Origin of the sequence: Streptomyces sp. NPDC005784 (assembly GCF_042871525.1) — a bacterium.
In the GTDB taxonomy this organism is placed as follows: Bacteria; Actinomycetota; Actinomycetes; order Streptomycetales; family Streptomycetaceae; genus Streptomyces.
In genome coordinates this window covers 13942-35262 of record NZ_JBIAIQ010000012.1, presented here as the reverse complement: position 1 = coordinate 35262, position 21321 = coordinate 13942, and the positions used below count along the sequence as shown (strand labels likewise).

Sequence of the window (21321 nt, the reverse complement as noted above, 5' to 3'; positions counted from 1 at the left end):
CACTGACCGGCCAACGGAACAGGGAATTCCGGTCGACAGTGGACAGGTCCGGCCCTCCGGCGGGAGGGTCGGGCCGCTCCTATTTTCGCGAGCCGTGCGGGCTTTCGCGCTTTCGACGGCCGGGTCAGCGTTTGCGAGCCGTGCCTGCTTTCGCGAGCCGTGTCGGCGTCGACGGGCCGGGTCAGCGTTTGCGGGCCGTGTCAGCCGGCGGTCGTACCCGCAGCAGGAGCAGCGCGACATCGTCCGGCCGCTCCTGGCCGCCCTCCTCGCCCCGCTGCAGCAGACTGTCGGCCAGCTCGTCCAGGGGCTGGTCCCCGGTCACGGCGAGGCGTTGCGCCAGGTCGGCGAGGGCGTCCTCGATGTCGACGCCGGGGGACTCGATCAGACCATCGGTGTAGAGGGCGAGCACGGACCCGGGGACGAGCGGAACCTCCGTCGTCGGATAGACGGCGTAGGGGTCGATGCCGAGCAGCGGCCCGCCGGCCAGGTCGAGCACCTTGACCTTTCCGTCCGGCCGGCGCAGCAGCGGCGGTGGATGCCCCGCGCGCGCCATCACGGCCACCCCCCGTGCCGGGTCCAGACGCAGATACAGACAACTGGCGAACAGCTCGGTCCCGAGGTCGATGAGCAGCCGGTTGGTGCTCCCCATCACCTCCTCGGGCGCCTGGCCGACCGCCGTGTACGCGCGTACCGCGGTGCGGATCTGCCCCATGAGGCCCGCGGCCGTCACGTTGTGCCCCTGCACATCCCCGATGACGGCCGCCGCCCGGCCGTGGGAGGACACCAGGTCGTAGAAGTCCCCGCCGATGTCCATGCCCTGGGTGGCCGGCAGATAGCGCGCGGCCGCCTCGATCGAGGCCAGCGGCGGAAGCGAGCTCGGCAGCAGCGCGGCCTGCAGACCCTGCGCCAGCTGGAGCTTGGCGTCGTAGAGCAGGGCACGCTCCAGCGCTTGGGCGATCAGCCCGCCCAGACTGGTCAGCACCGCCCGCTCGTCGGTCGCGAAGTGGTGGGACTGCGCGTACCCGAGGACGCAGGTGCCCACCGGTCGCCCGGAGGCGATCAGGGGCAGATACGCCCACGCGCCCATGCCGTCGGGTGTCGAGTACCGGGACGGATACAGCCGTTCCAGCTGTTCGCGCGAGTCGAAGAACGCGGGCACGCCGGTGTTCAGCGCCTGGGTGCCCGGGGTCTGCTCGCTCAGCGGCAGCCCGTCGAAGCGTTCCACGGTGTGTGCGTCCGGATAACCGCGATGCCCGAGCACGTGCAGGCGGCCGGCCCGGCTGCCGAGGACGACCAGGGCCTGACTGCCGACGGCGGGCGAGATCTCGTCCGCGATCAGCTGCACCACGTCCTGCACGCCCGCCGCCTCGGTCAGCGCGCTCGCCAGACTCAGCACGTGGGAGATCGTCACCAGGCGCGGGCTGCCGTCGCTCCGCTGTGGCCCGGCCCGTGTCATCTCGGACACCGGCCGGGCCCGCGAGATACGGACGCTCAACCCGGTCGTACCCGGATACAGGCGGAACGACAGCCAGTCGCCCGGGGGGCGGAGTGCGACGAACGAGGTCACGTGCTGGCTGATCAGGGCCGCCCGGTACTGGTCCTCGTAGACCGGGTCGTTCAGCCAGGGCACGGCAGCCCACAGCTGGGTGCCCAGGAGCCGGCTGACGGGCACGTCGAGCAGTTCGGCCGTCGCCGCGTTGGCGAAACCGACCCGCCCGTGCAGATCCAGCGAGCACAGCCCGTACGGCAGTCGAGCAACCATCCGCGTGGCCTCCACCGTGCCGAGCGTGTCGGCCGGGCCCGCGCCGCCCGGTGTGAGCAGGTCGGGCTCGGCGTGCACCGGGCGGTTCTCCACGGCGGCCCGCTCCAGGCGCAGCGCGAGCCGGTCGCAGGCCGCGGTGAGGTGTTCCCGCTCCCCGTCGGAGAGGTCGGGCGGGTGCGAGCCGGGCCAGGTCACGTAGACGGCGCCGTACACGGTGGCCGCCGTCGCCACCGGCATCGCGGCGAGGGCGAAGGGGTACGGGAGCACCACCGCGATCCGGGGATACCTGCGGGCCATCTCGTGCTCGCCCCCGACCCAGATCAGCCGTCGTTCCCGTACCGCCTCGGCGACGGGGATCGGGGCGCTGAGCCCCACGCGCTCCCACGGCGCGGCGAAAGCCCGCGGCAGCCCGGCCGAGACCGCCATCTCCAGCACCGGCTCCTGGGAGACCAGCAGGTACACGGCTCCCGAATGGGCGTGCACGTCGTCCAGCATCGCGGCCAGGGTCAGCGACAGCAGTGGCTTTCCCACCGGGGTCGGCCGGCCGGCCGGTGCCTGCGCGGCCTCCTGCCCGTCGGACACGCCGACCACCTCCTCGCGGGGCCGCCGACGGCCTCCGCACTTCCAGGCACCAAGGCTCCCCCCTTCAGCCCCATCGCGCACGGCGAGCGGAGTCGGCGGTACCGCGGGCCAGCATCCGGTGGGCTCAGGGCCATGCCCACCGGGTCGAGGGGCGGAGCGGCGCTCCGGCCCTGTCGCGCGCCCCCGCGCCATCATTTGGCCGATTCTTCGCGACGGCGCGCGGTCGCAAGCGCCGAACAATGGGCACGCGCACAGGGCGAGTACGCCGTCGCGAGGTCACCCGAAGGAGTCGACGTGATCCGGGTACTACTGGTGCACGACGCGTGTCTGGTGCGGCAGGTGCTGGCCGAGTGGCTGGACCGGACGCCGGACCTCGGCGTGTACGACACCCCGTGGGACAGCGCGCCCGGCCGGGTGCGGTCGGTCGTCCCGGACGTGTGCGCGGCGGACCTGGACTGCGCCGGCTCGGACGGCATCCCGCTCTCCGACCTGTGCGGCCGGGGCACGGGAACCCCGGCGCCGAGACTTCTCGTTCTCGCCAGCGCGAACAGACCAGGACTGCTCCGGCGGGCCGCGGAGGCCGGCGCCCTGGGCTACGTCGACAAGGAGGGCCCGCCCGAGCGACTGCTGTCGGGGATCCGCCGGGTCGCCGAGGGAGAACGCTTCGTCGACGAGTCGCTGGGATTCGGCTTCCTCAAGGCCGCGCAGATGCCGCTGACCCGGCGCGAGCTGAGCGTTTTATCCCTCGCGGCCGCGGGTTCCTCCATCGCCGAGATCGCGGGCAGCCTGCATCTGTCCCACGGGACCGTGCGCAACTACATGGCGGCGATCACCCGCAAGACCGGGGCCCGCAACCGGATCGACGCGATCCGGATCTCGCGGGGCGAGGGCTGGCTTTGAGTCCGCCCGCGACCAACTGCCGGTCAGCTCGCGGTAGAGCGGTGATCGCTCCACAAGTTCGTCGTGGTCGCCGAGGAGGGCCCGGCGGCCGTCCAGGACCAGCACCCGCGCGGCACGGCGCGCCGAGCTGATGCGGTGCGCCACCACGACAAGGGTGCCGCCAGGTCGTGCGGCGAAGGCACGCTCCGCGCGTTCCTCCGCCTCCGGATCGAGGTGGCAGGTCGCCTCGTCCAGCAGTGCGAGGGGAGCGTACGAGAGGTATGCCCTGGTCAGCGCGATCAGCTGCCGCTCGCCCGCGGACAGGGCCCGCGGGTCGACCTCGGCGGCGGGGCCGCCGAGCCGCTCCATCAGGCGGCCAAGTCCGACCGCCTCGGCCGCCGCGCGCAGCTCCGCCTCCGGTACGGGACGCGGACGCAGCTGCCCCAGGTTCTCCGCGAGCGTGCCGGTGACGACGTACGCCTCCTGAGGGATGAGGACCCGCTGCCCACAAGCCGTCGGACCCCGCACCGGCTGTATCCGCGCCGACCCTCCCCGTGCCGTCCGACCGTGTGCCGCCCGGCCGCGCACCGGTTGTCCGAGCACCCGGATCGTGCCGCTCGTCGGCTCCAGGAGGCCGGCGACGAGTGCCACGAGCGTGGATTTGCCGATGCCGCTGGGGCCCACGACCGCCAGGTGGGCGCCCCGGGGGACACGGAGATCGAGGTTCTCGATGACAGGGACGGCGCCCGGGCCGTAGGCGAAGGTGAGGGCGCTGACGGAGAGCGCGGGGCCGCGGGCCGGGGGGTGATCGGCGCAGACCGGAACGCCGAGAGGGCGGGGCTGTGCGGCAGGCCGGGCGGGTCCGCCGGCCGTGGGCCCCGCCGCCTGCCGGGTAACGGCCGGGCCGGCCGCCGCCGGGGGCGGGTCCGGTGTCAGCCGGCGCAGCACCACCTCGAGCCGGGAGCCGCTGGTGCCGAGGCCGTGGACCAGGTTCTGCAGGGCCGGGAGCAGGGACTGGGTGACGTAGGCGAGCGCGCCGACCAGGGCCCCGGGGGTGACGCCGTGAGCGAGCAGCCCGGGCGCGGTCGCGAGCAGCAGGACGAGGGGGAGCTGCCCGCCGACGGCGAGGCAGGCCACGCGCAGGACCCCCCGGCGGGCCAGCGACCGCGCGGCCCGCAGCTCGACGCCGATGCGCGCCCCCGCGTCCGCGGTGACCAGGGCCTCCGCCCCGGCCGCCGTGATGTCCCGCAACGCCGGGCAGATCCCGCCCAGGTGGGCGGCGATCTCCTCGTCGGCGACGAGGAACGCTTCCTGCCTGCGCGCCAGCGGACGCAGCGTCAGGGCGAACAGGGCCACTCCGGCCGCCAGCGGCGGTGCCACCACCAGGAGGAGAAGCGGGTCGAGTGAGCAGAGCCCGATCAGGGCGCCCGCGGCGGTGAAGAGGAAGGAGCGCGAGACCATCACCAGGCCCGCGAAGGTGTCCCGGGCGATCTCCACCTGCTGGGTGAGCCCGGAGAGGGCGCCACCGTCGCCCTCCCGCACTCCCCGCGCCACCACGTGCCGCACGAGCTGGTCCCGCAGCGGTTCGACGAGCGCGGCGACACACCCGTACACCCGCCTCGTGCCGTACGCCCCGACGACGACGGCGAGTGCTCCGACGCCCAGCCAGCCGAGACCCGTGCGCGCCCGGCCGGCCAGGAATCCCTCGTCGAGCGCCCGCGCCAGGGCGTAGCCCACGAGGAAGGTCTGCCCCGCCTCCACCACCGACCAGGCGGCGAGCGCCGCGACCGCACGCCGACGGGCACGCAGAAACCTCAGCCCGCGCCGGTACACCGTCATGAGGGGCCGCCCTTCCGCCCGGGGCCCGTCGCTCCGGGGTCATCGCCTTCGGCCTCCTCGGGGCCGGCCGCCCCGGGAGTGCCGCTCGCGCCCCGCACCGCTTCGCCCGCGCCGAACAGGGCGCGGTACTCCGGTACGCGCCACAGCTCCGTATGCGGTCCCAGTGCCCGCACCCGTCCGCCGTCCAGCCAGGCCACCCGGTCCGCACGCGCCGCTGTGGACGCCCGGTGGGCGATGACCAGGCGGGTGGAGCCGGGGGAGGGCCGGAAGAGGGCTTCGGCGATGTGGTCTTCGGTGACCGTGTCGAGGCTGGACAGGGCGTCGTCGAGGATGAGCAGCCGACCGCCGTGGGCGAAGGCCCGGGCCAGGCCGAGGCGTTGGACTTCGCCGCCGGAGAGGGGAGCGTCGGTGCAGCGGGTGGCGTACCCCCGCGGGAGCCGGCGCACGAAGGAGTCGGCGCGTGCCGTGCGCGCCGCGTTCCGGACACGGCCGACGGAGGCCGCGCGGACACCGAGGGCGATGGTGTCCGCGATCGTCTCCCCGAGGAGGGCGGGCCGTTCGAAGGCGTGGCCGACCGCTTCGCGCAACGCGTCGCGGGACAGGGCGTTCAAGGGCACGCCGTCGAGGCGGACTTCGCCGTCGTCCGGGTCGGCCAGCCGCCCGGCGACCGCGGCGAGCACGGACTTGCCCGAACCCGAGCGGCCCACGACGGCGAGCGTGCCGCCACCGGGAACGGTGAGGTCGATCCCGTCGAGCACGGGACGTCCACCGCGCCGGACGGTCACGCCGCGCAGCTCCAACTCCCCCTGCCCCCACGACAGGGGGAGAGTTCCGTAGGACATCGGCGGCACCGCCAGCACCTCGGCGAGCCGTCGTGCCGCCGTCCGGGCGCGGACCAGTGCGGACAACTGCCCCACCAGGACGCCGACTCCGGTCGCCAGCACCGTGTACCGGGACGCCGCGAGCAGATCGCCGACGGACAGCCGGTGGTGGACGAGCAGCACGCCCGCGACGGCCAGCACGCCGATCTGCAGGAGCGGGGCCACGGTGACCGCCCGCGCGGCGGCGCGTCCCTGGACCCGCCACATGAGGTGGCCCTCGCGGGAGAGGTCGGACAGCGGCCGGAGTATCCGCGCCGTCTCTCGGCCGGCCGTTCCGCCGGCGGCGATCGTACGGAATCCGCCGATCGCCTCCGCCAGACCGTCCGCGATCAGGCTCTGCGCCTCCTGGTAGCGCGCCGCGCAGCGCGAGGAATCGCGCGTGAGGGCGCGCAGCAGCAACATCAGTACCGGGGCACCGCAGAGGAACACCGCCGCCAGTCGCGGATCGACGAGCCAGAGCGCCACGATCGCGCCGGCCGGCGCGGCGAGCGCCGCGAGAAGTGCCGCGGCGGTCGCGGGCGCCGTGCCCGCCTGCGCGGCGTTGCCGACGAGCCGCGCCACGAGGTCGCCCGGCCCGAACCGGCCGACGGCCCGGGGTCCGGCGGACAGGACATGGCCGACCAGGCGCAGCCGCAGCCAGGCGGTGACGCGCGCGGTGGTGGTCGCGCCGAGGACGGTCTCGCCCGCGTCGAGCACGGCGAGAAGCAGCACGAGGGCGGTGCAGTAGAGCACCCAGCGGGTGGCCCGCGCGCCTTCGGGATCCGCCAGTACGAGGTCCAGTGCCCGGCCCAGCGCGAAGGGCAGGAACAGGTTCGCGGCCGTCGCGGCCGTGCTCGCGAGGCACAGGACGACGCAGCGGTGGCCACTGTGCCGGGTGGCGGCGCGGAGCAGCGGCGCGCCGGGGGCGGTACGGGTTTCGGCTGCGGTGAAGGTGTCGGCTGGAGTGGTCACGCGGTGGAGGCCCCTCGTGTCCCGGCGCCGTGCGGGACCCCGGGCGGCCTCTCCCCTCGGGGAGAGAACCGCCCGGAGCCGTGCCGGCACGCTGCCGTCAGAGACAGAGCAGAATGCTCGCGGCGGAGACGCAGGAGAGCAGGCTCACGGTGCTGGCACCGCCACCGGTGTGCTCGTCGGACTCCATCGTCTGCAGGTCGAGAAGTGCCATCTCGTTTCCTTTCCCTTGATCGGGGACGGGGGTTGGTCGAGTCACGACTCCGCCAGGTGCGGAGCCGCGTGAGGGGCACCGCCGGAGAGCGGCGGCAGGAACGGCAGATGGGCGGGGACCGCGCCGTCCAGCGCCGCGCCGAGCGCGAGCAGGCACCCTGCCGTTCCGGTGCCCAGGTCCATGGAGAGCCGCATCATCTGGTGCCCGGGGAAGGCCAGCCGGCCGTCGTAGGACATTGCGAACCAGCCGAGCCCGGCGACCTGTTCGGCGAGCCGCTCCCGTACGGCGCCCGGCGTACCGGTGCGGGCGAGGTGCAGGATCATCCCCGCGCGCCCCTGGAAGAGACCGGGCTGCGCGTAGAAGCGCGCGGTCGCGGCGGTGAGGATCCCGGAGCGCGCCCGCTCGAACTCCTCGCGGTCACGCACCGCGTGGCCGAGCAGGTCGTCCAGGACCATGCCCACTCCGGCGCTGCCGTCCCCGAGATAGGGCAGGGTGCGCCGGCCCTCGTCGACCTCCAGGGCGCCGCCCTCGCGGACGACACAGCGGTCCAGGTCACGGCGTAACGCCTCACCGGCCGCGGCGAGAAGCCCCGGGTCCCCAGTGCTCTCGTAGCGGCGGAGCAGGAAGAGCGCGGGACCGCTCGCGCCGCGCAGCAGACCGGCCCTTTGGCGCGGGGCGTCGGGGCGCGGTCCGGCGAGCCGGTCGACGAGAATCCGCTCGGCCTCGGCGGCGCGCTCGGCCAGTTCCGGCTCCTCCGTCGTGCACGCGAGGTGTCCGAGCACCAGACCGAGGCCGGCGAGGCCGCCGCGCAGGTCGGAGGAGAGGTTCTGCCACCGCTCGCGGAGGATGCCGTCGATCAGGTCGAGCGCGCGCCGGCGGTGCCCGAGCCCATCGAGGACGTAGGCGACGCCCGCGAGCCCGTCGTACAGCCCGAGCGGCGTCCCGGTCGGCACCGGGTCGGTGTGGTCGAGGAGCCAGCGCTCGCCCTCCTCGTAGCGGCCTGCCCCGCTCGCGCTCAGTGCGTACAGCACGCCCGCGGCGCCGTGCGCGAGTCCGAGCCCGCCGCCGTCGGAGAACTGGGCGATGTCGCCGGGGAAGAGCCGGTCGTCGCGCTCCGGTGTGGCCGACGCCAGGATCGCCCCGGCCATCGAGTCGCGGCTGACCGGCCAGTCACCGGGCTCGGGGAGCGAGGAGACCGATTTCCGGCGGAGTGCGGGGCCCGATTCCCGGCGGAGCGAGGAGACCGCTGCCCGGGGGCCCGGGAGGAGTGGCTCACGGCGGAGCGAGGGGACCGGATCCCTGAGGCGAGAGACGGGCGGGGGCGCGTCGGCCCCTTCGTCGCCGGGAGCCGGAGCGGTTGAGCCACGGGCGTCCCCTTCGCCGTCCGGAGCCGGAGCCGTTGTGTCACCGGCGTCCCCCGTGATCTCGGCGACCGCCTCCGCGAGGAACGCCTCGGGCACGTCCGGGAACTGACCGGCGATGACCTCCGCCAAATGCGCGGCCTTGCCCCGGTCGACCACGAAGAGCGTGGTGACCGGCAGGAACAGCGCGAGCCGCAGACACGCCAGCGCGTACCGGTCGACGGAGGTGCCCCTGCGGTCCGGCGGCGCGAAGAACCCCGGGTGGGCGACGACTTGGCGGCCGTTCTCCTCGACCGGCGCCGCGGCCTCGAAGTCGAGCAGCGACACCGACTCCCCGTCGGGCGCCACCATGATGTTGAAGACGTGCAGGTCGTTGAAGACGATCCCGCGGGTGTGCACCGCCTCGACGGCCTCCTCGACCCGGCGATGGACGCGCAGCGCCCAGGCCGTGTACGAGGCGACCGCGTCCGGAGCCGGTTCGGGGGTGAGCAGCGGATGGCGCTCGGCGAAGAAGGAGTTGAGGGGCCGCCCCTCCAGGAAGTCCATGACGAGGAAGCGGTGGTCACCGAGGGTGAACCAGTCCCGTACCCCGGGCACCACGTCCAGTCCGGCCACTTGCTCCAGGGCCCGCTTCTCGCGTTCGAGACGGGTGATCGCGTCGGCGCCGTCGGCGGCGAGGCCCGCGTGCGGCCGTCCCTCCTTGAGCACGACCTTGCGTCCGTCGCGCGTGTCGGTGCCCGCGTACACCCCGCCGCCGTTGGAGAAGTGCAGGGCCTTCTCGACGCGGTACGGGAGGTCGCCGACCGTCGTCGTGTTCCGCGCCGCGAGCTGCGGTTCCAGGAACGCCGGCAGTGGCACCCAGTCCGGAACCCGGAACGAGGGCTGCCGCCGGTCCGGCACCAGCGTTCCCGTGCCGTCCCGCACGGCCGGAACGAGTGACCCCTGCTCGTCGACGACGAAGGCGCGGGCGAACGCGCCGTACCGGACGTACAGCGGGCCCTCGTTCCAGCGCAGATCGGTGAGAATGTACGGCCCATCGAAGCCGTCCAGCAGCGCGCCCAGCTCGTTCAGCACCTGGTGGAGGCGGTCCTCGTCCGCCGGGTAGACCGTGACGAACTTGCCGCTGGTGTCGCGGGCCGCGTATTTGGTGTTCCGCAGATGCAGCAGGTGCGGGCCCGGCACGAACTTGAACGGGATGCCGCGCGGCACGCAGTAGTCCCACACGATCGCTGCGATCTTCTCCGCGTTCTCGCGGGTGGCCGAGGCATGGACCTTCCAGCCCTGGGCCGGCCCGGGGAACGTGTCGCCGTTCCGGTCGACCGGTGTCAGCGTCAGCCAGTCGCCGATCCGTGCCGAACGCCAGCCCTCGGGCACCTCGCGCAGCGCCGCCCCGTACGCGGGCGGAGTGCTCCGCCCGCCCCCGGACAGCCTGTCCGGTGTCTCGTAGAAGTGTCGGTCAGCGAGCGTGTAGACCTCGTACCGCTTGTCCATGCCCATTCCCCTCGGCCCGGTGTCCCCGAGCCTTCCAGTCGGCAGGAGGCACGGACAGTCACGCCTGTCACGAGAACGCTGTGCGAAACGCATGAATAAAGATGGATTCGAATTGGTTCGATTGGCCGTACCGCATGGGCTCCCCCGCAGGCCCGACAGGTTCGGAACGGTCACAGGGGCTGCGCCGGAGCCCGGGAAGCGCTGTAATTGCGGCGTGGTCAGTGAGGGTGCTGCGGAACGCGGAACGAGAACGTCGCGCGCCGAACTTGCCCTGAAGACGCTTACCGCGGACCTCGACCCGCGCGAACGGCTGCACCGCCTGCTCGAACAGGCACTCGTTTTCACCGGTGCAGCCGTCGCCGCCGTGTACTCACCGAGTGCGAGCGGCGGCGAACTGCATCTGGCCGAGTCCGCGGGAGTGCCCAGGACGCTGTACGGGCTCCGCGACAGCTACCCCCTGTCCGGCGGTTCCCCGGCCGCCGAGGCCCTGCGCTCGGGGCAGCCGCGCTGGCTGGGACCGGAGGAGCTCGCCCGCTGCTCCGACTCCCGGCGGCTGCCCTCCCAGGACTTCTCGCTGGCCGTGCTGCCCCTGCGGGACAACGGCTGCATGGTCGCCGTCAGCGAGGGCCCCGACGGTTTCGGCCCCGAGGACCGGGCCTGCCTCGGGATGCTCGCCGAAGCCATCGTCTGCCCGCCGCCCCCTCTGCCGGACGACGCGGCCGACCTGCCCGCCAGCTCGTTCAGCCTCGCCATGGACACCGGGCGGGTCGAGGTCGACAACGAGGTGCTCGACCTGTTCGGGCTCACCTCCACCGCCTTCGACGGCAAGGTCGAGACCCTGCTGTCGATGACGGTCCCGGAGGACCTCCCCTCGCTGATGTCCGCGGTCGAACCGGACCACATGACCGTCGGCGACCGCGAGCTGGAGTTCCGCATCCTCCAGCCGTCCGGCGGACACAAGTGGCTCCGGCTGCGCGCCCGCCTGCTGCCCTCCGGAGAGGGCCGCCCCGCACGGCTCGTGGGCACCGTCTCCGACGCCTCCAAGCTGCGCTCCGGCCTGAACGACGTGGGCCGCGTCCAGCGGCTCGCCGCCGCCCTCGCGACCGCCGGCACCGTCCGCGATGTCGGCCAGGCTGTCGTCACCGCCCTGCGCAAACCCCTCCAGGCCGACCGGATCGCCGTCGCCGAGCTGGAGGGCGACCGCCTCGTCGTCACGCTCCTGGACCCGCCCCAGGCGGAGTTCTGGCCGGAGCTGTGGCGCAGCGAATGGCGCTCGGAGTGGCCCGACGCCCCGGTCCGCGCCATGCCCACGCTCGCGGCGGCCCTCAACGAGGGGCGGCCCGCCATCTGGCCCGCCGGAGCGGACCTGGAACCCGCGCTCGCCGAGGTCGGCCCCGGCGGCCTCGCCGTCCTGCCGCTTCCCGCGGGCGGGCGCATGGCCGGCGCCTGCCTGATCGGCTGGAACACCCCGCACGAGTTCGGCCCGGACGAGCGCGCCCTGCTCACGGCCTCCGCCGGCCTCGCCGGGCAGGCCCTGGTGCGCGCCCACGCCTTCGACGCCGAGCACGAACTGATCGGCATGCTCCAGCGGACCCTGCTCCCGCGCAGACTCCCACGGCTGCCCGGCGCGGTCGCCGTCGCCCGCTATCTGCCGACCACGTCGGGCCTGGACGTCGGTGGCGACTGGTACGACGTGATCCCGCTCCCCGACAACCATGTCGCCCTCGTCATCGGCGACGTCCAGGGACACAACGCCTCGGCCGCGACCCTCATGGGCCAGATGCGCACCGCCCTGCGCGCCTACGCCGTCGAGGGCCACCCCCCGGACGTGGTGGTCTCGCACGCCAACCGGCTCCTGCTCGATCTGGAGACCGACCTCTTCGCCACCTGCTGCTATGTCGACGTCGACATGGAGGAGGGGTCCGCCTGGTATGTGCGCGCCGGACACATCCCGCCGGTGCTGCGTCACCCGAACGGCGGTACCGAGGTCCCCGAGTCGGAACCCGGGCCACCGCTCGGCGTCATCCGGCAGACCGACTTCCCCATGAGTCCGCTGCGGCTCCAGCCCGGCACCATCGTGGCGCTGACCACCGACGGTCTGGTCGAGTCCGTCGAGGTCGACATCGAGGACGGTCTGAAACGGCTCGCCGCGGGCCTGGCCGGGTCCGACCCCGCCCACCTCGGTCTCGTCGCCGACCAACTGCTCACGGGCGCCAACCGCAGCGACGACGTGGCCCTCCTGCTGATGCGCTACGACGGCATGGAGGTGCTCCCGCTCCGCGAGAGCTGGACCGTCTGGCGGGTCCCCGAGGCGGTCCGGCACGCCCGCCGCTACACCCGGCGCGCCCTGCGCGCCTGGGGCGTCGGCGCCTACACGGACGCCGCCCTGCTGATCGTCTCGGAACTCGTCACCAACGCCCTGGTGCACACCGACGGCCAGGTCAGGCTCGACCTCACCCTCATCAACCACCGCCTGCGCATCTCGGTCGCCGACAACTCGCCCCGCACGCCGATCAAGCCCACCAGCATCGGCTGGGAGGCCACCGGAGGCCGCGGCATCCTCCTCGTCGAGGCGATGTCGGCGACGTGGGGCACGGTGCCGGTGAGCGGCGGCAAGCAGGTCTGGAGCGAGATCGCGCTGGACGCGCTGGACTGACCGGTCCCGCGCCGGACTGGCGGACGGGTCCCGCGCCGGAGCAACTCGGGACAGTGCACGGGGGACGAGTCCGTGCCGGAGACGGGGGGCCGCCCTTGGAACGACGGCCCGGGAGACGACCACAGGGACGACTGCAGGGTTGACCAGGACGACCAAAGGGACGACTGCAGGGATGACCGGAGGGACCCGGAAGCCAGCCCCAGGGACACCCGGGGCGACACCGGAGTGACACCCTGAAACCGTGCGCCTTCTGCTGCTGTCCGACACCCACCTCCCGAAGCGGGCCAGGGAACTTCCCGCCCCGCTGCTCGCCGAACTCCCGCTCGCCGACGTCGTGATCCACGCGGGGGACTGGGTGGACACCGCCACCCTCGACCTGCTGGAGGCCCGTTCCCGCCGGGTCATCGGGGTGTACGGCAACAACGACGGCCCCGACCTGCGGGCCCGCCTCCCCGAGATCGCCCGCGCCGAACTGGGCGGCCTGCGCTTCGGAGTCGTCCACGAGACCGGCGGCGCGCAGCGCCGCGAACAGCGCTGCGCGGAACGCTTCCCCGACCTCGACGTCCTGGTCTTCGGTCACAGCCACATTCCCTGGGACACCACCGCGCCGACCGGCCTGCGCATGCTCAACCCCGGCTCGCCGACCGACCGCCGCAGCCAGCCGTACTGCACCTACATGACGGCGACGGTGACCGACGACGGCCGGCTCACGGAGGTGACCCTGCACCGACTGCCCCCGCGTACCGGCTGATCCACGACTGACCGATCCGCGCCTACCGAACCGTCCCTACCGATCCACGGCTACCGATCCACGACTTCCGATCCACGACTTCCGATCCATGACACCGATCCACGGCTACCGCGGGTGGATCGCCCCGCCCCGCGCCGTCAGGGGCAGCCCGCTGCCGCCCCATCGCAGCGCGACGATCTCCGCGGCGACGGACACGGCCACCTCCTCCGGTGTACGAGCCCCGAGGTCGAGGCCGACGGGGGAGCGCAGCCGGGACAGGTCGCGCTCCGACACGCCGGACGCGAGCAGCCGTTCGACGCGGTCGTCGTGGGTACGGCGGCTGCCCATCGCCCCGATGTACGCGGCCGGGCGGCGCAGCGCCTCCTCCAGCAGGGGCACATCGAACTTGGGGTCGTGGGTCAGGACGCAGATCACCGTGCGCGCGTCGGTCGTCGTGCCGCTCAGATAGCGGTGCGGCCAGTCCACGACGACCTCCACGCCCGCCGGGAACCGCCTCGGCGTGGCGAAGGGCGGGCGGGCGTCGCACACCGTGACCCGGTAGCCGAGGAAGGCGCCGATGCGGGCCACGGCGGCCGCGTAGTCGATTGCGCCGAAGACCAGCATGCGCGGCGGCGGCGCGAAGGAGTGCAGGAAGACGGTGACGGCGTCCTCGCGGCGCTCGCCGTGCGGGCCGTAGTGCCGTCGCCCCGTGGCGCCCTGGGCCAGCTCGCCACGCGCGTCGGCGGTGACGGCGACATCCAGGCCCGTCGAGCCGAGCGAACCGGACACCCCGCCGGGCGGCCCCGCGTCCTCGTCCGGCTCGTCCGGGCCGGTCGAGCCGAGTGAGCCGGACACCGTGCCGTCCGGGCCCGGCTCCTTCTCCGGCCACACGGCGAGTGTGGCGCCGCGCGGCGCGGGTCCGTCGATCACCGTCGCCACCGTCACCGGGCGGCCCGCGGACACCGACTCGGCCACCGCGCCGAAGGCCGGATCGTCGGCGGGCGACACCCGCCGGACCAGCAGTGTGATCTCACCGCCGCAGGTGAGTCCCACGGCGAAGGCGTCCTCGTCGCTGTACCCGAACGTCTCCAGGCGCGCCTCGCCCGAGGCGATCACTTCCTGGGCCAGTTCGAAGACCGCCCCCTCCACACAGCCGCCGGACACGCTGCCCACGACCTCGTCGCCCGGACCCACCGCCATGGCCGCGCCCGGGTCGCGGGGCGCGCTGCGGTCGACCGCCACCACCGTGGCCAGCCCGAAGGGGGATCCGGCCGTGTACCACTCGTACAGCGCGGGGAGGATGTCACGCACCGTCCGCTCCTCTCGCCGGGGGCCGGGCCCGTCCCGAGGATCCGGTCACCTTCAAGGACCAGGATCCGGTCACCTTCAAGGATCCGCTCCGCGACAGGCGCGTGCTCATGAGGACGCTCCAGCGGCTGCGCATTCCCACGCTGATCTTCGTCAACAAGATCGATCGCCGTGGGGCGTGCCACGAGGAGATCCCGGAGAAGATCGCGGAACGGCTCACCCCGGCGATCGTCCCGATGGGCGAGGTCGGCGAACCGGGCACGCCACCGCGTACTTCACTCCCTACCCCGCCGCCCGACTGCGGCCGGACCTCGTCGATCCGCTCGCCGAACACGACGAGGAACTCCTGGCCGCGTACGTCGAGGACAGGGTGTCGTACGAGCGACTGCGCGCCGCTCTCGTCGCGCAGACCGGGCGCGCCCTCGTGCACCCCGTGTTCTTCGGATCGGCCATGACCGGCGCGGGCGTCGACGTCGACGAGCTGATCGCCGGGAGGCTGAAACGAGAAACTTACTCATGAGTCAGGGGTGTTGACGCCTCCCGGTACCGGCGGGACTGTTGTGAACATGTCGAAGTTACGTGCGCGTCTGCTCGGCGTCCTCGTACTCCTCACCGGTTTCCTCACGGCGGCGGGCGCCCGGCCCGCCGCCGCGGACGGACTCCCCGACTCCCTCTGGTTCGACCAGCCCGCCGCCACCCTCACGGTCACGAACGGCCGCTTCACGGACGGCCTCGGCCGCGAGGTCGTACTGCGCGGCTACAACGTCTCCGGCGAGACCAAGCTGGAGGAGAACAGCGGACTGCCCTTCGCCTCGGTCGCCGACGCGGCGAAGTCCGCGACGGCGCTGCGCGCCCTCGGTGGCGGCAACTCCGTGCGCTTCCTGCTGTCCTGGGCGCACGCCGAACCCGCCCGCGGCCAGGTCGACAGCGCCTATCTCGCCGCGGCCACCGACCAGATGCGCGCCTTCCTCGACGCGGGAATCCGTGTCTTCCCCGACTTCCACCAGGACCTCTACTCCCGCTACCTCTTCAACACGGGCAGTTGGTACTCCGGCGACGGCGCCCCCAAGTGGGCCGTGACCGCGGGCGGTTACCCTCAGGAGTCCTGTGGCATCTGCCTCTTCTGGGGCCAGAACATCACCCAGAACAGTGCCGTCAAGGCCGCCCAGTACGACTTCTGGCACAACTCCTACGGGCTCCAGGACGCCTTCCTCAGCACGGCCCAGGCCGCCATGACGTACGTCCGACAGCACCTCACCACCGCCGAGTTCGCGGGTGTCGCCGGTTTCGACCCGTTCAACGAGCCCTACGCGGGCACTTACGACTCGGGCCAGACCAGCCGCACTTGGGAACGCGACCTGCTCTGGCCGTTCTACGGGAAGTTCCGGGCCCGCATGGACGCGGCCGGCTGGCAGGACAAGCCCGCCTTCGTGGAGCCGAACCTCTTCTGGAACTCCAACATCAGCTCCCAGAAGCAGGAGGGCGGACTGCTGGACGCGGGCACACTCGGCCCGCGCTATGTGTTCAACACCCACTTCTACGACCAGAAGGCCATCTCGGGCATCCTCATGTGGGGCAAGGCGGGCGACGGCCAGTACGCAACCGACTTCGCCGCGGTCCGGGACCGGGCCTCGGCCGCCGGGACGACCGCGGTCGTCAGCGAGTTCGGCCACCCGCTCTCCGGAACGGTCTCGGACAAGGCCCCGACCGTCGACAAGGCGATGTACCAGGCACTCGACTCCCGCCTCCCCGGCTCCAGTTGGTGGACCGGAACGGCCTCCTCGGGACCGGTGCTGTCGGGTAGCCAATGGCAGTGGGACATCTACAGCGGCCGTCACCACGAGCTGATGAACGACAACCCCGACAAGGTACTGACCTCGGGTGACGCCTGGAACGACGAGGACCTCTCCGCCGTACGCCTCGACGACTCGGGCGCGGTCGTGCTGCGCCAGGACGCCCGGCTCCTCGACCGCCTCTACCCGAGTGCCACCGCGGGCTCCGCCCTCGCCTTCACCTACGAGGACCGCTCGCGCGACGGCTCCACGACGCTGACCTGGAACCCGGTCCCCTCGACCCTGCCCCAGGTCTCCCAGCTGGTGGGAGCGGGGCAGTACGGTCTGCTCGTCTGGCGCTCCGACGGCGGCACCGCCCCGACGGAGTTCCATCTGCCGGCCTCCTTCCCGGCCTCGGCCACGACGGTGGTGTCCGACCTCGGGGCGACGGTCTCCCCGCCCGCCTACACCTCGACCACACCCATCGCGGTGGCTCCCGAGCCGGGCGGCACCGGAAGCCGCCGCCTCCTGCTCACCGCACCCGGCTCGGGAACCCTGCACTACGCGCTGGTCACGAACGGGGCGAGCGCCCCGTCCTCCACCCTGCTGAACGGGGCCCGCACCGAACTGGCAGCCTGGGCCGCGGCGCGGTTCGGCTGATCACCGGTCAACTACCGGACGGGTCAATCCAGTTCGCCTCGACATGGCCGAGGCGAACCCGCTGGGGGTGGTCGCCGACCGGTACCGACACCGTCTTCTGCCCTGTGGCGAAGTCGATGGCGGTGACCTGGTCGGCGCCGCTCTCGGAGACGACACAGTCCTTGCCGTCGCCGCTGACGGTCGCCCAGTACGGCTTGGAAGCGGGGACCAGCGGGCCTTCCTGGAGGGTCGCACGGTCCACGACGGTCGCGTAGTCGTCCATCGTCCCCGCCACACACAGCTTGGTGCCCGACGGGTTCATCGAAATACCGTGGTGGCGCGAGTCGTTGACCCAGGTCGTGCGGTCGCTGCTGGTGGCGGGGTTCTTCGGGAGGGTCTTGACCCGGGTGATCCGGTCGGTGGCGACGTCGTACTCCAGGAAGCCGTTGAAGAACGACACCTGAAAGTACAGTTTCGACTCGTCCGGCGAGAAGACGGCCGGGCGGACGGCGTCGGAGAAGTCCGTGAGGCCGATCGCGTCGAGGCGCTGACGCATGTCGATCACCTTGACCTGCTTGTAGGTGGTCGCGTCGACGACGGTGATCTTCCGGTCGCCCTTCGTCCAGTCCAGCCAGGGGTCGTCGAGTGCGGTGGTGACGTCACCGATGGCCATGTTCCAGATGTACTTGCCGTCGTGGGTGAAGATGTTCTCGTGCGGTTTGTCGCCGGTGGCGAAGGAGCCGAGCTGCCGACCGGTCGTGATGTCGAGTACGTGCACGGTGTTCGCGGTCGAGGCCGAGACCGCGACCCGGGTGCCGTCGGGGGACACGGCCATGTGGTCCGAGCGGTAACCCGCGACGGGGAAGCGCCAGTTGATCCGTCCGGTGGCGAGGTCGATCGAGACGACGTCGGCGAAACTCGGGCGCGAGACCACCACCGACCTGCCGTCGGGCGTCGAGTACATGTCGTCGACGAACTGGTCGTGCCCCTCGCCGACGCCGCTTCGGATTCCCATGAAGTAGGCCCACTTGATGGGATCGGCGTTGATCGCCGCGAGCCGTTCGTCCTTGTCCGGGATGACGTTGATCCGGCCGACCTTCGCGAAGTCACCGGTGGACTTGATGACGTCCGCGGTGCCTTCCCAGTTGTTGCCGACGAACATCACCTCGCGCAGATCGGTGGCGGAGACCTGCGCGGCGGCGGCGGACGCGGCGGTCGCCGTGGCACCGAGGGTGAGCGTGAGGGCCGCGGCGAGGGAACAGAGGTGCCTGGCTCTGAGGACGGACATGGAGGGTCCCTGTCGTAGTGGGAGGGGTGCGGGTGACGGGCACGGTGAACCGGGAGCGTGCGGTGAAGGGCGGAGCGCTGTGACTGGCAACGTGCTGTGACTGACAGTTATGTCGAGAGCATGACAAGCGGAAATCTGAACACGCCCGCTTTCAAAGTGCACTTACTGGAAAGTAAGGACTGGGAGAGCCTCTCCACAAGAGGCGGTGCACGACAAAATTGTCGGTGGGGCGAACGCCGGTTCATGTCGGCGCCGAGGGAGGAATCAGTGGCGGGCAGGCTCAGACAGCCCACCGGCCGATACGGCGGCAGAACGGCCGAGGAGCGGCAGGCGGAGCGCCGCCGCCGTTTTCTCGACGCCGGGCTCCAGCTGTTCGGCGCCGGACCCGGGTACCGGTCCACGACCGTGGCGGCCCTCAGTGAGGCCGCGGGACTGTCCACGCGCCAGTTCTACGAGGAGTTCCGCAGCCTCGAAGACGTACTGGCGGCCCTCCATCTCCAGGTCAACGACTGGGCCGAGGAAGCCGCCCTGGCCGCGCTCACCGAGGCCGGCGACCTGCCGCTCGCCGAGCGGGCCACGGCCCTCTTCCACGCCTACGCGGCGAACGTGACGAGCGATCCGCGCCGCATCCGCATCACCTTCGTGGAGATCATCGGCGTGAGCGCGCGGCTGGAGGACCAGCGGCTCTCCCGCCGGGCCCGCTGGGTGGAGTTCATCTGCGGCGAGGCGGCGACCGCCGTCGCCCGCGGGGAGGCGGCGCCGCGCGACTACCGCCTCGCCGCGACCGCCTTCATCGGCAGCGTCAACGGCCTGCTGCACGACTGGAACGCCGGATGGGTGGACGCGACCCTGGACGAGGTGGTGGAGGAACTGGTCCGCCAACTCCTCGGGATTTTGCGCCCCACCGGGTGGGGCGGGGAGGTAGCGACGAGGCTGTAGGCGGGGACGGTCAGGTGCTGCCGGCAGGGGACACGGCCGCAGGCCCATGGGCGGAGGTGGCAGCGAGTCCGCAGGCGGGCATAGCCGGGAGCCCGGGAGCCCGGGAGCTGAGCCGGGCGTGAGCCCATGGGTGAAGGCGGCCACGAGTCCGCAGGCGGGCGTGGCCACCAGCCCTTTGGCGGCGGCGGTGGGCGCGGGCCCATGGGCGGAGGCGGCCGCGAGTCCGCAGGCGGGCATAGCCGTGAGCCTGTGAGCTGAGCCGGGCGTGAGCCCATGGGCGGAGGCGGCCGCGTGTCCGCAGGCGGGCGTGGCCACGAGCTCATGGGCGGAGCGGCGGCCACCCGCCCGGGTGCGGACGTGGCCACCAGCCCTTCGGCGGCGGCGGTGGGCGCGGGCCCATGGGCGGAGGCGGCCGCGTGTCCGCAGGCGGGCGTGGCCACGAGCTCATGGGCGGAGCGGCGGCCACCCGCCCGGGTGCGGACGTGGCCACCAGCCCTTTGGCGGCGGCGGTGGGCGCGGAGCCATGGGCGGAGGTGGTCGAGAGGTCCGCAGGCGGGCGTGGTCGTAGCTCGTGAGGCGAGTCGGGCATGAGCCCATGGGCGCACATGGCCGGCGCTCCCGACCCACTTCCCGGCCACAAGGCCGTGAGTGGAGGCGGCCACGCGTCCGCAGGCGGCGGAGGGCGCACGCGGGCGGGGTGGTTCCTCGTCAGCTTGCGTGCGGTCCGAGTCGTTCGAGCCGGGCCAGTGCGTCCGCGACCGGCGCCACCCCGTCCTCGGTACGAAGGCGCTCCGCCAGGTCCTGCGCGCGCCGCCGGTACGAGGGTTCCGTGGTCGCCCGGACCAGAGCCGGCGCCAGCCGCTCGGCACGCAGCCCCCGCAGCGACAGGGCGCCGGGCGAGACGCCGAGCGCGACGAGCCGGGCGGCCCAGAACCCCTCGTCGAACTGGATCGGCACGGGTACCGCGGGGACCCCGGCCCGCAGCCCCGCTGCTGTCGTGCCGGCCCCGGCGTGATGCACCACCGCGGCCATCCGGGGGAACAGGAGGGAGTGCGGCACCTCGCCGACCGTGAACATGTCGTCGCCGGTGGCGCGCAGCTCACCCCACCCCCGCTGGATCACGCCGCGCAGCCCGGCGGCCCGCAGGGCGCGCACCACCTCGGTGCTCAGGCGCCCGGGATCGGGGACGGTGGCACTGCCCAGGCCCACGAAGACCGGAGCGGGGCCCGCGTCCAGGAAGTCCCGCAGCGCGGAGGGGAGTCGGGCGTCCTCGCCGTCGTAGGGCCACCAGTACCCGGACACGTCGAGCCCGCGCCGCCAGTCCCGCGGCCGGCGTACCACCAGGGGGCTGAACCCGTGGTGCACCGGCCACGCCTGCCGCTCGCGGGCGCGGTGGGCCGCGAAGGGACCGATGGGCGGCAGGTCGAGCCGTTTCCGCAGGGTCCGCACGGTCTGGGCGAAGACCCGTTCGCCGGCCAGATTCACCCCGTACCCGGCCACCCGGTTCACGGTGGGCCCCCATGAGCGGGCGCCGGTCACCGGAGGGGCGAACTCCCTTGTGGGGGACAGCGGTTGGAGATGCACTCCCATGCTGGGCAGGGCCAGCCCCTCAGCGACGGCGTACCCGAGCGGCCCCAGCGAACCGGACAGCAGGAGTACGTCGCTGGAGCGGGCGGCCGTGATCATGTCGTCGGTCAGCCGCCCGACGAGGGACCGGGTCATCTCGACGAGCCGGATGACCTTGCCGACTCCCGTGGCGCTGCGGTGCAGGCGCTGTCCGCGCACGGACTCCAATTCGGCCCGCGGATCGACGGGCAGCGAGTGGAACCCCACCCCCGAACCCGACACCAGATCCGCGAAGCATCCGTGCGTCACCAGTGTGACCTCGTGCCCGGCCCGCACCAGGCCGTGCCCGAGTCCGGTGAACGGCGCCACGTCGCCCCGTGAACCCGCGGTCATGATCGCTACTCGCACGACGGTCAGTATGGCGGGGTTCGCGGCCGGAGGTCCGCCGCTTCACCGGAGGGTGGGA

General features: G+C 72.9%; 13 protein-coding genes and 2 pseudogenes. 7 read left to right on the top strand and 8 right to left on the bottom strand.

Translation table 11 applies throughout. The annotated features are described in order from the left end of the window. Positions 1–181: 181 nt before the first annotated feature. Positions 182–2353 carry a SpoIIE family protein phosphatase gene (locus ACFYR3_RS20595; RefSeq protein ID WP_389284223.1) on the bottom strand — a complete coding sequence of 724 codons (2172 nt, stop codon included), beginning with the start codon at positions 2351–2353 and terminating at the stop codon, positions 182–184. On the opposite strand from ACFYR3_RS20595, the pseudogene ACFYR3_RS20590 reads away from it, so the two are divergent. Beyond that, positions 2234–3160, top strand: a pseudogene (locus tag ACFYR3_RS20590) (LuxR C-terminal-related transcriptional regulator); the annotation flags it as partial. The gene ACFYR3_RS20595 and the pseudogene ACFYR3_RS20590 overlap by 120 nt on opposite strands. Here the strand turns inward: ACFYR3_RS20590 and ACFYR3_RS20585 are convergent. From ACFYR3_RS20585 to lanKC, 4 genes are all read right to left on the bottom strand, one after another. Further along, positions 3083–5062 carry an ATP-binding cassette domain-containing protein gene (locus ACFYR3_RS20585; protein ID WP_389284221.1) on the bottom strand — a complete coding sequence of 660 codons (1980 nt, stop codon included), beginning with the start codon at positions 5060–5062 and terminating at the stop codon, positions 3083–3085. The pseudogene ACFYR3_RS20590 and the gene ACFYR3_RS20585 sit on opposite strands and share 78 nt — an antisense overlap. Further along, positions 5059–6894, bottom strand: a complete 1836-nt coding sequence (locus ACFYR3_RS20580; protein ID WP_389284219.1) for an ABC transporter ATP-binding protein — start codon at positions 6892–6894, stop codon at positions 5059–5061. The genes ACFYR3_RS20585 and ACFYR3_RS20580 overlap by 4 nt, the downstream gene beginning before the upstream one ends. Positions 6895–6991: 97 nt before the next feature. Continuing rightward, entirely contained in the window at positions 6992–7105 is a 114-nt protein-coding gene (locus tag ACFYR3_RS20575; RefSeq protein WP_355840452.1) for a SapB/AmfS family lanthipeptide, read from the bottom strand. A gap of 41 nt (positions 7106–7146) precedes the next feature. Continuing rightward, positions 7147–9957 (bottom strand): class III lanthionine synthetase LanKC, encoded by a 2811-nt coding sequence (gene lanKC, locus ACFYR3_RS20570; protein ID WP_389284217.1) that lies wholly within the window; start codon positions 9955–9957, stop codon positions 7147–7149. 214 nt (positions 9958–10171) lie between these two features. Here lanKC and ACFYR3_RS20565 point away from each other — a divergent pair, with 214 nt between their 5' ends. Together ACFYR3_RS20565 and ACFYR3_RS20560 are read left to right on the top strand one after the other, a co-directional pair. Then, positions 10172–12613, top strand: coding sequence for a SpoIIE family protein phosphatase (locus ACFYR3_RS20565; RefSeq protein ID WP_389284215.1), 2442 nt, complete (start codon positions 10172–10174; stop codon positions 12611–12613). Between the two features lie 241 nt (positions 12614–12854). After that, positions 12855–13364 carry a metallophosphoesterase gene (locus tag ACFYR3_RS20560; RefSeq protein ID WP_355840449.1) on the top strand — a complete coding sequence of 170 codons (510 nt, stop codon included), beginning with the start codon at positions 12855–12857 and terminating at the stop codon, positions 13362–13364. 105 nt (positions 13365–13469) lie between these two features. On the opposite strand, the gene ACFYR3_RS20555 is transcribed toward ACFYR3_RS20560, so the two are convergent. Then, entirely contained in the window at positions 13470–14654 is a 1185-nt protein-coding gene (locus tag ACFYR3_RS20555) for an XdhC/CoxI family protein (protein WP_355840448.1), read from the bottom strand. 98 nt (positions 14655–14752) lie between these two features. Here ACFYR3_RS20555 and ACFYR3_RS20550 point away from each other — a divergent pair. Both ACFYR3_RS20550 and ACFYR3_RS20545 read left to right on the top strand, forming a co-directional pair. Further along, a pseudogene (locus ACFYR3_RS20550) lies at positions 14753–15144 on the top strand (GTP-binding protein); the annotation flags it as partial. Between the two features lie 73 nt (positions 15145–15217). Continuing rightward, positions 15218–17083, top strand: coding sequence for an endoglycosylceramidase (locus tag ACFYR3_RS20545; RefSeq protein ID WP_389284213.1), 1866 nt, complete (start codon positions 15218–15220; stop codon positions 17081–17083). Between the two features lie 7 nt (positions 17084–17090). Here the strand turns inward: ACFYR3_RS20545 and ACFYR3_RS20540 are convergent, their stop codons facing one another. Continuing rightward, positions 17091–18350, bottom strand: coding sequence for a YncE family protein (locus tag ACFYR3_RS20540; protein WP_355840446.1), 1260 nt, complete (start codon positions 18348–18350; stop codon positions 17091–17093). A 267-nt stretch (positions 18351–18617) separates the two neighbouring features. Here ACFYR3_RS20540 and ACFYR3_RS20535 point away from each other — a divergent pair, with 267 nt between their 5' ends. After that, the gene (locus tag ACFYR3_RS20535; RefSeq protein ID WP_355840445.1) at positions 18618–19289 is read left to right on the top strand and encodes a TetR/AcrR family transcriptional regulator; all 672 of its coding nucleotides are present in this window, start codon (positions 18618–18620) and stop codon (positions 19287–19289) included. A gap of 118 nt (positions 19290–19407) precedes the next feature. Further along, complete coding sequence (locus tag ACFYR3_RS20530) at positions 19408–19542, top strand: hypothetical protein (protein ID WP_356780892.1); 135 nt, start codon at positions 19408–19410, stop codon at positions 19540–19542. 455 nt (positions 19543–19997) lie between these two features. Here the strand turns inward: ACFYR3_RS20530 and ACFYR3_RS20525 are convergent, their stop codons facing one another. Then, positions 19998–21248 carry a glycosyltransferase gene (locus ACFYR3_RS20525; RefSeq protein ID WP_389284364.1) on the bottom strand — a complete coding sequence of 417 codons (1251 nt, stop codon included), beginning with the start codon at positions 21246–21248 and terminating at the stop codon, positions 19998–20000. Positions 21249–21321: the final 73 nt, after the last annotated feature.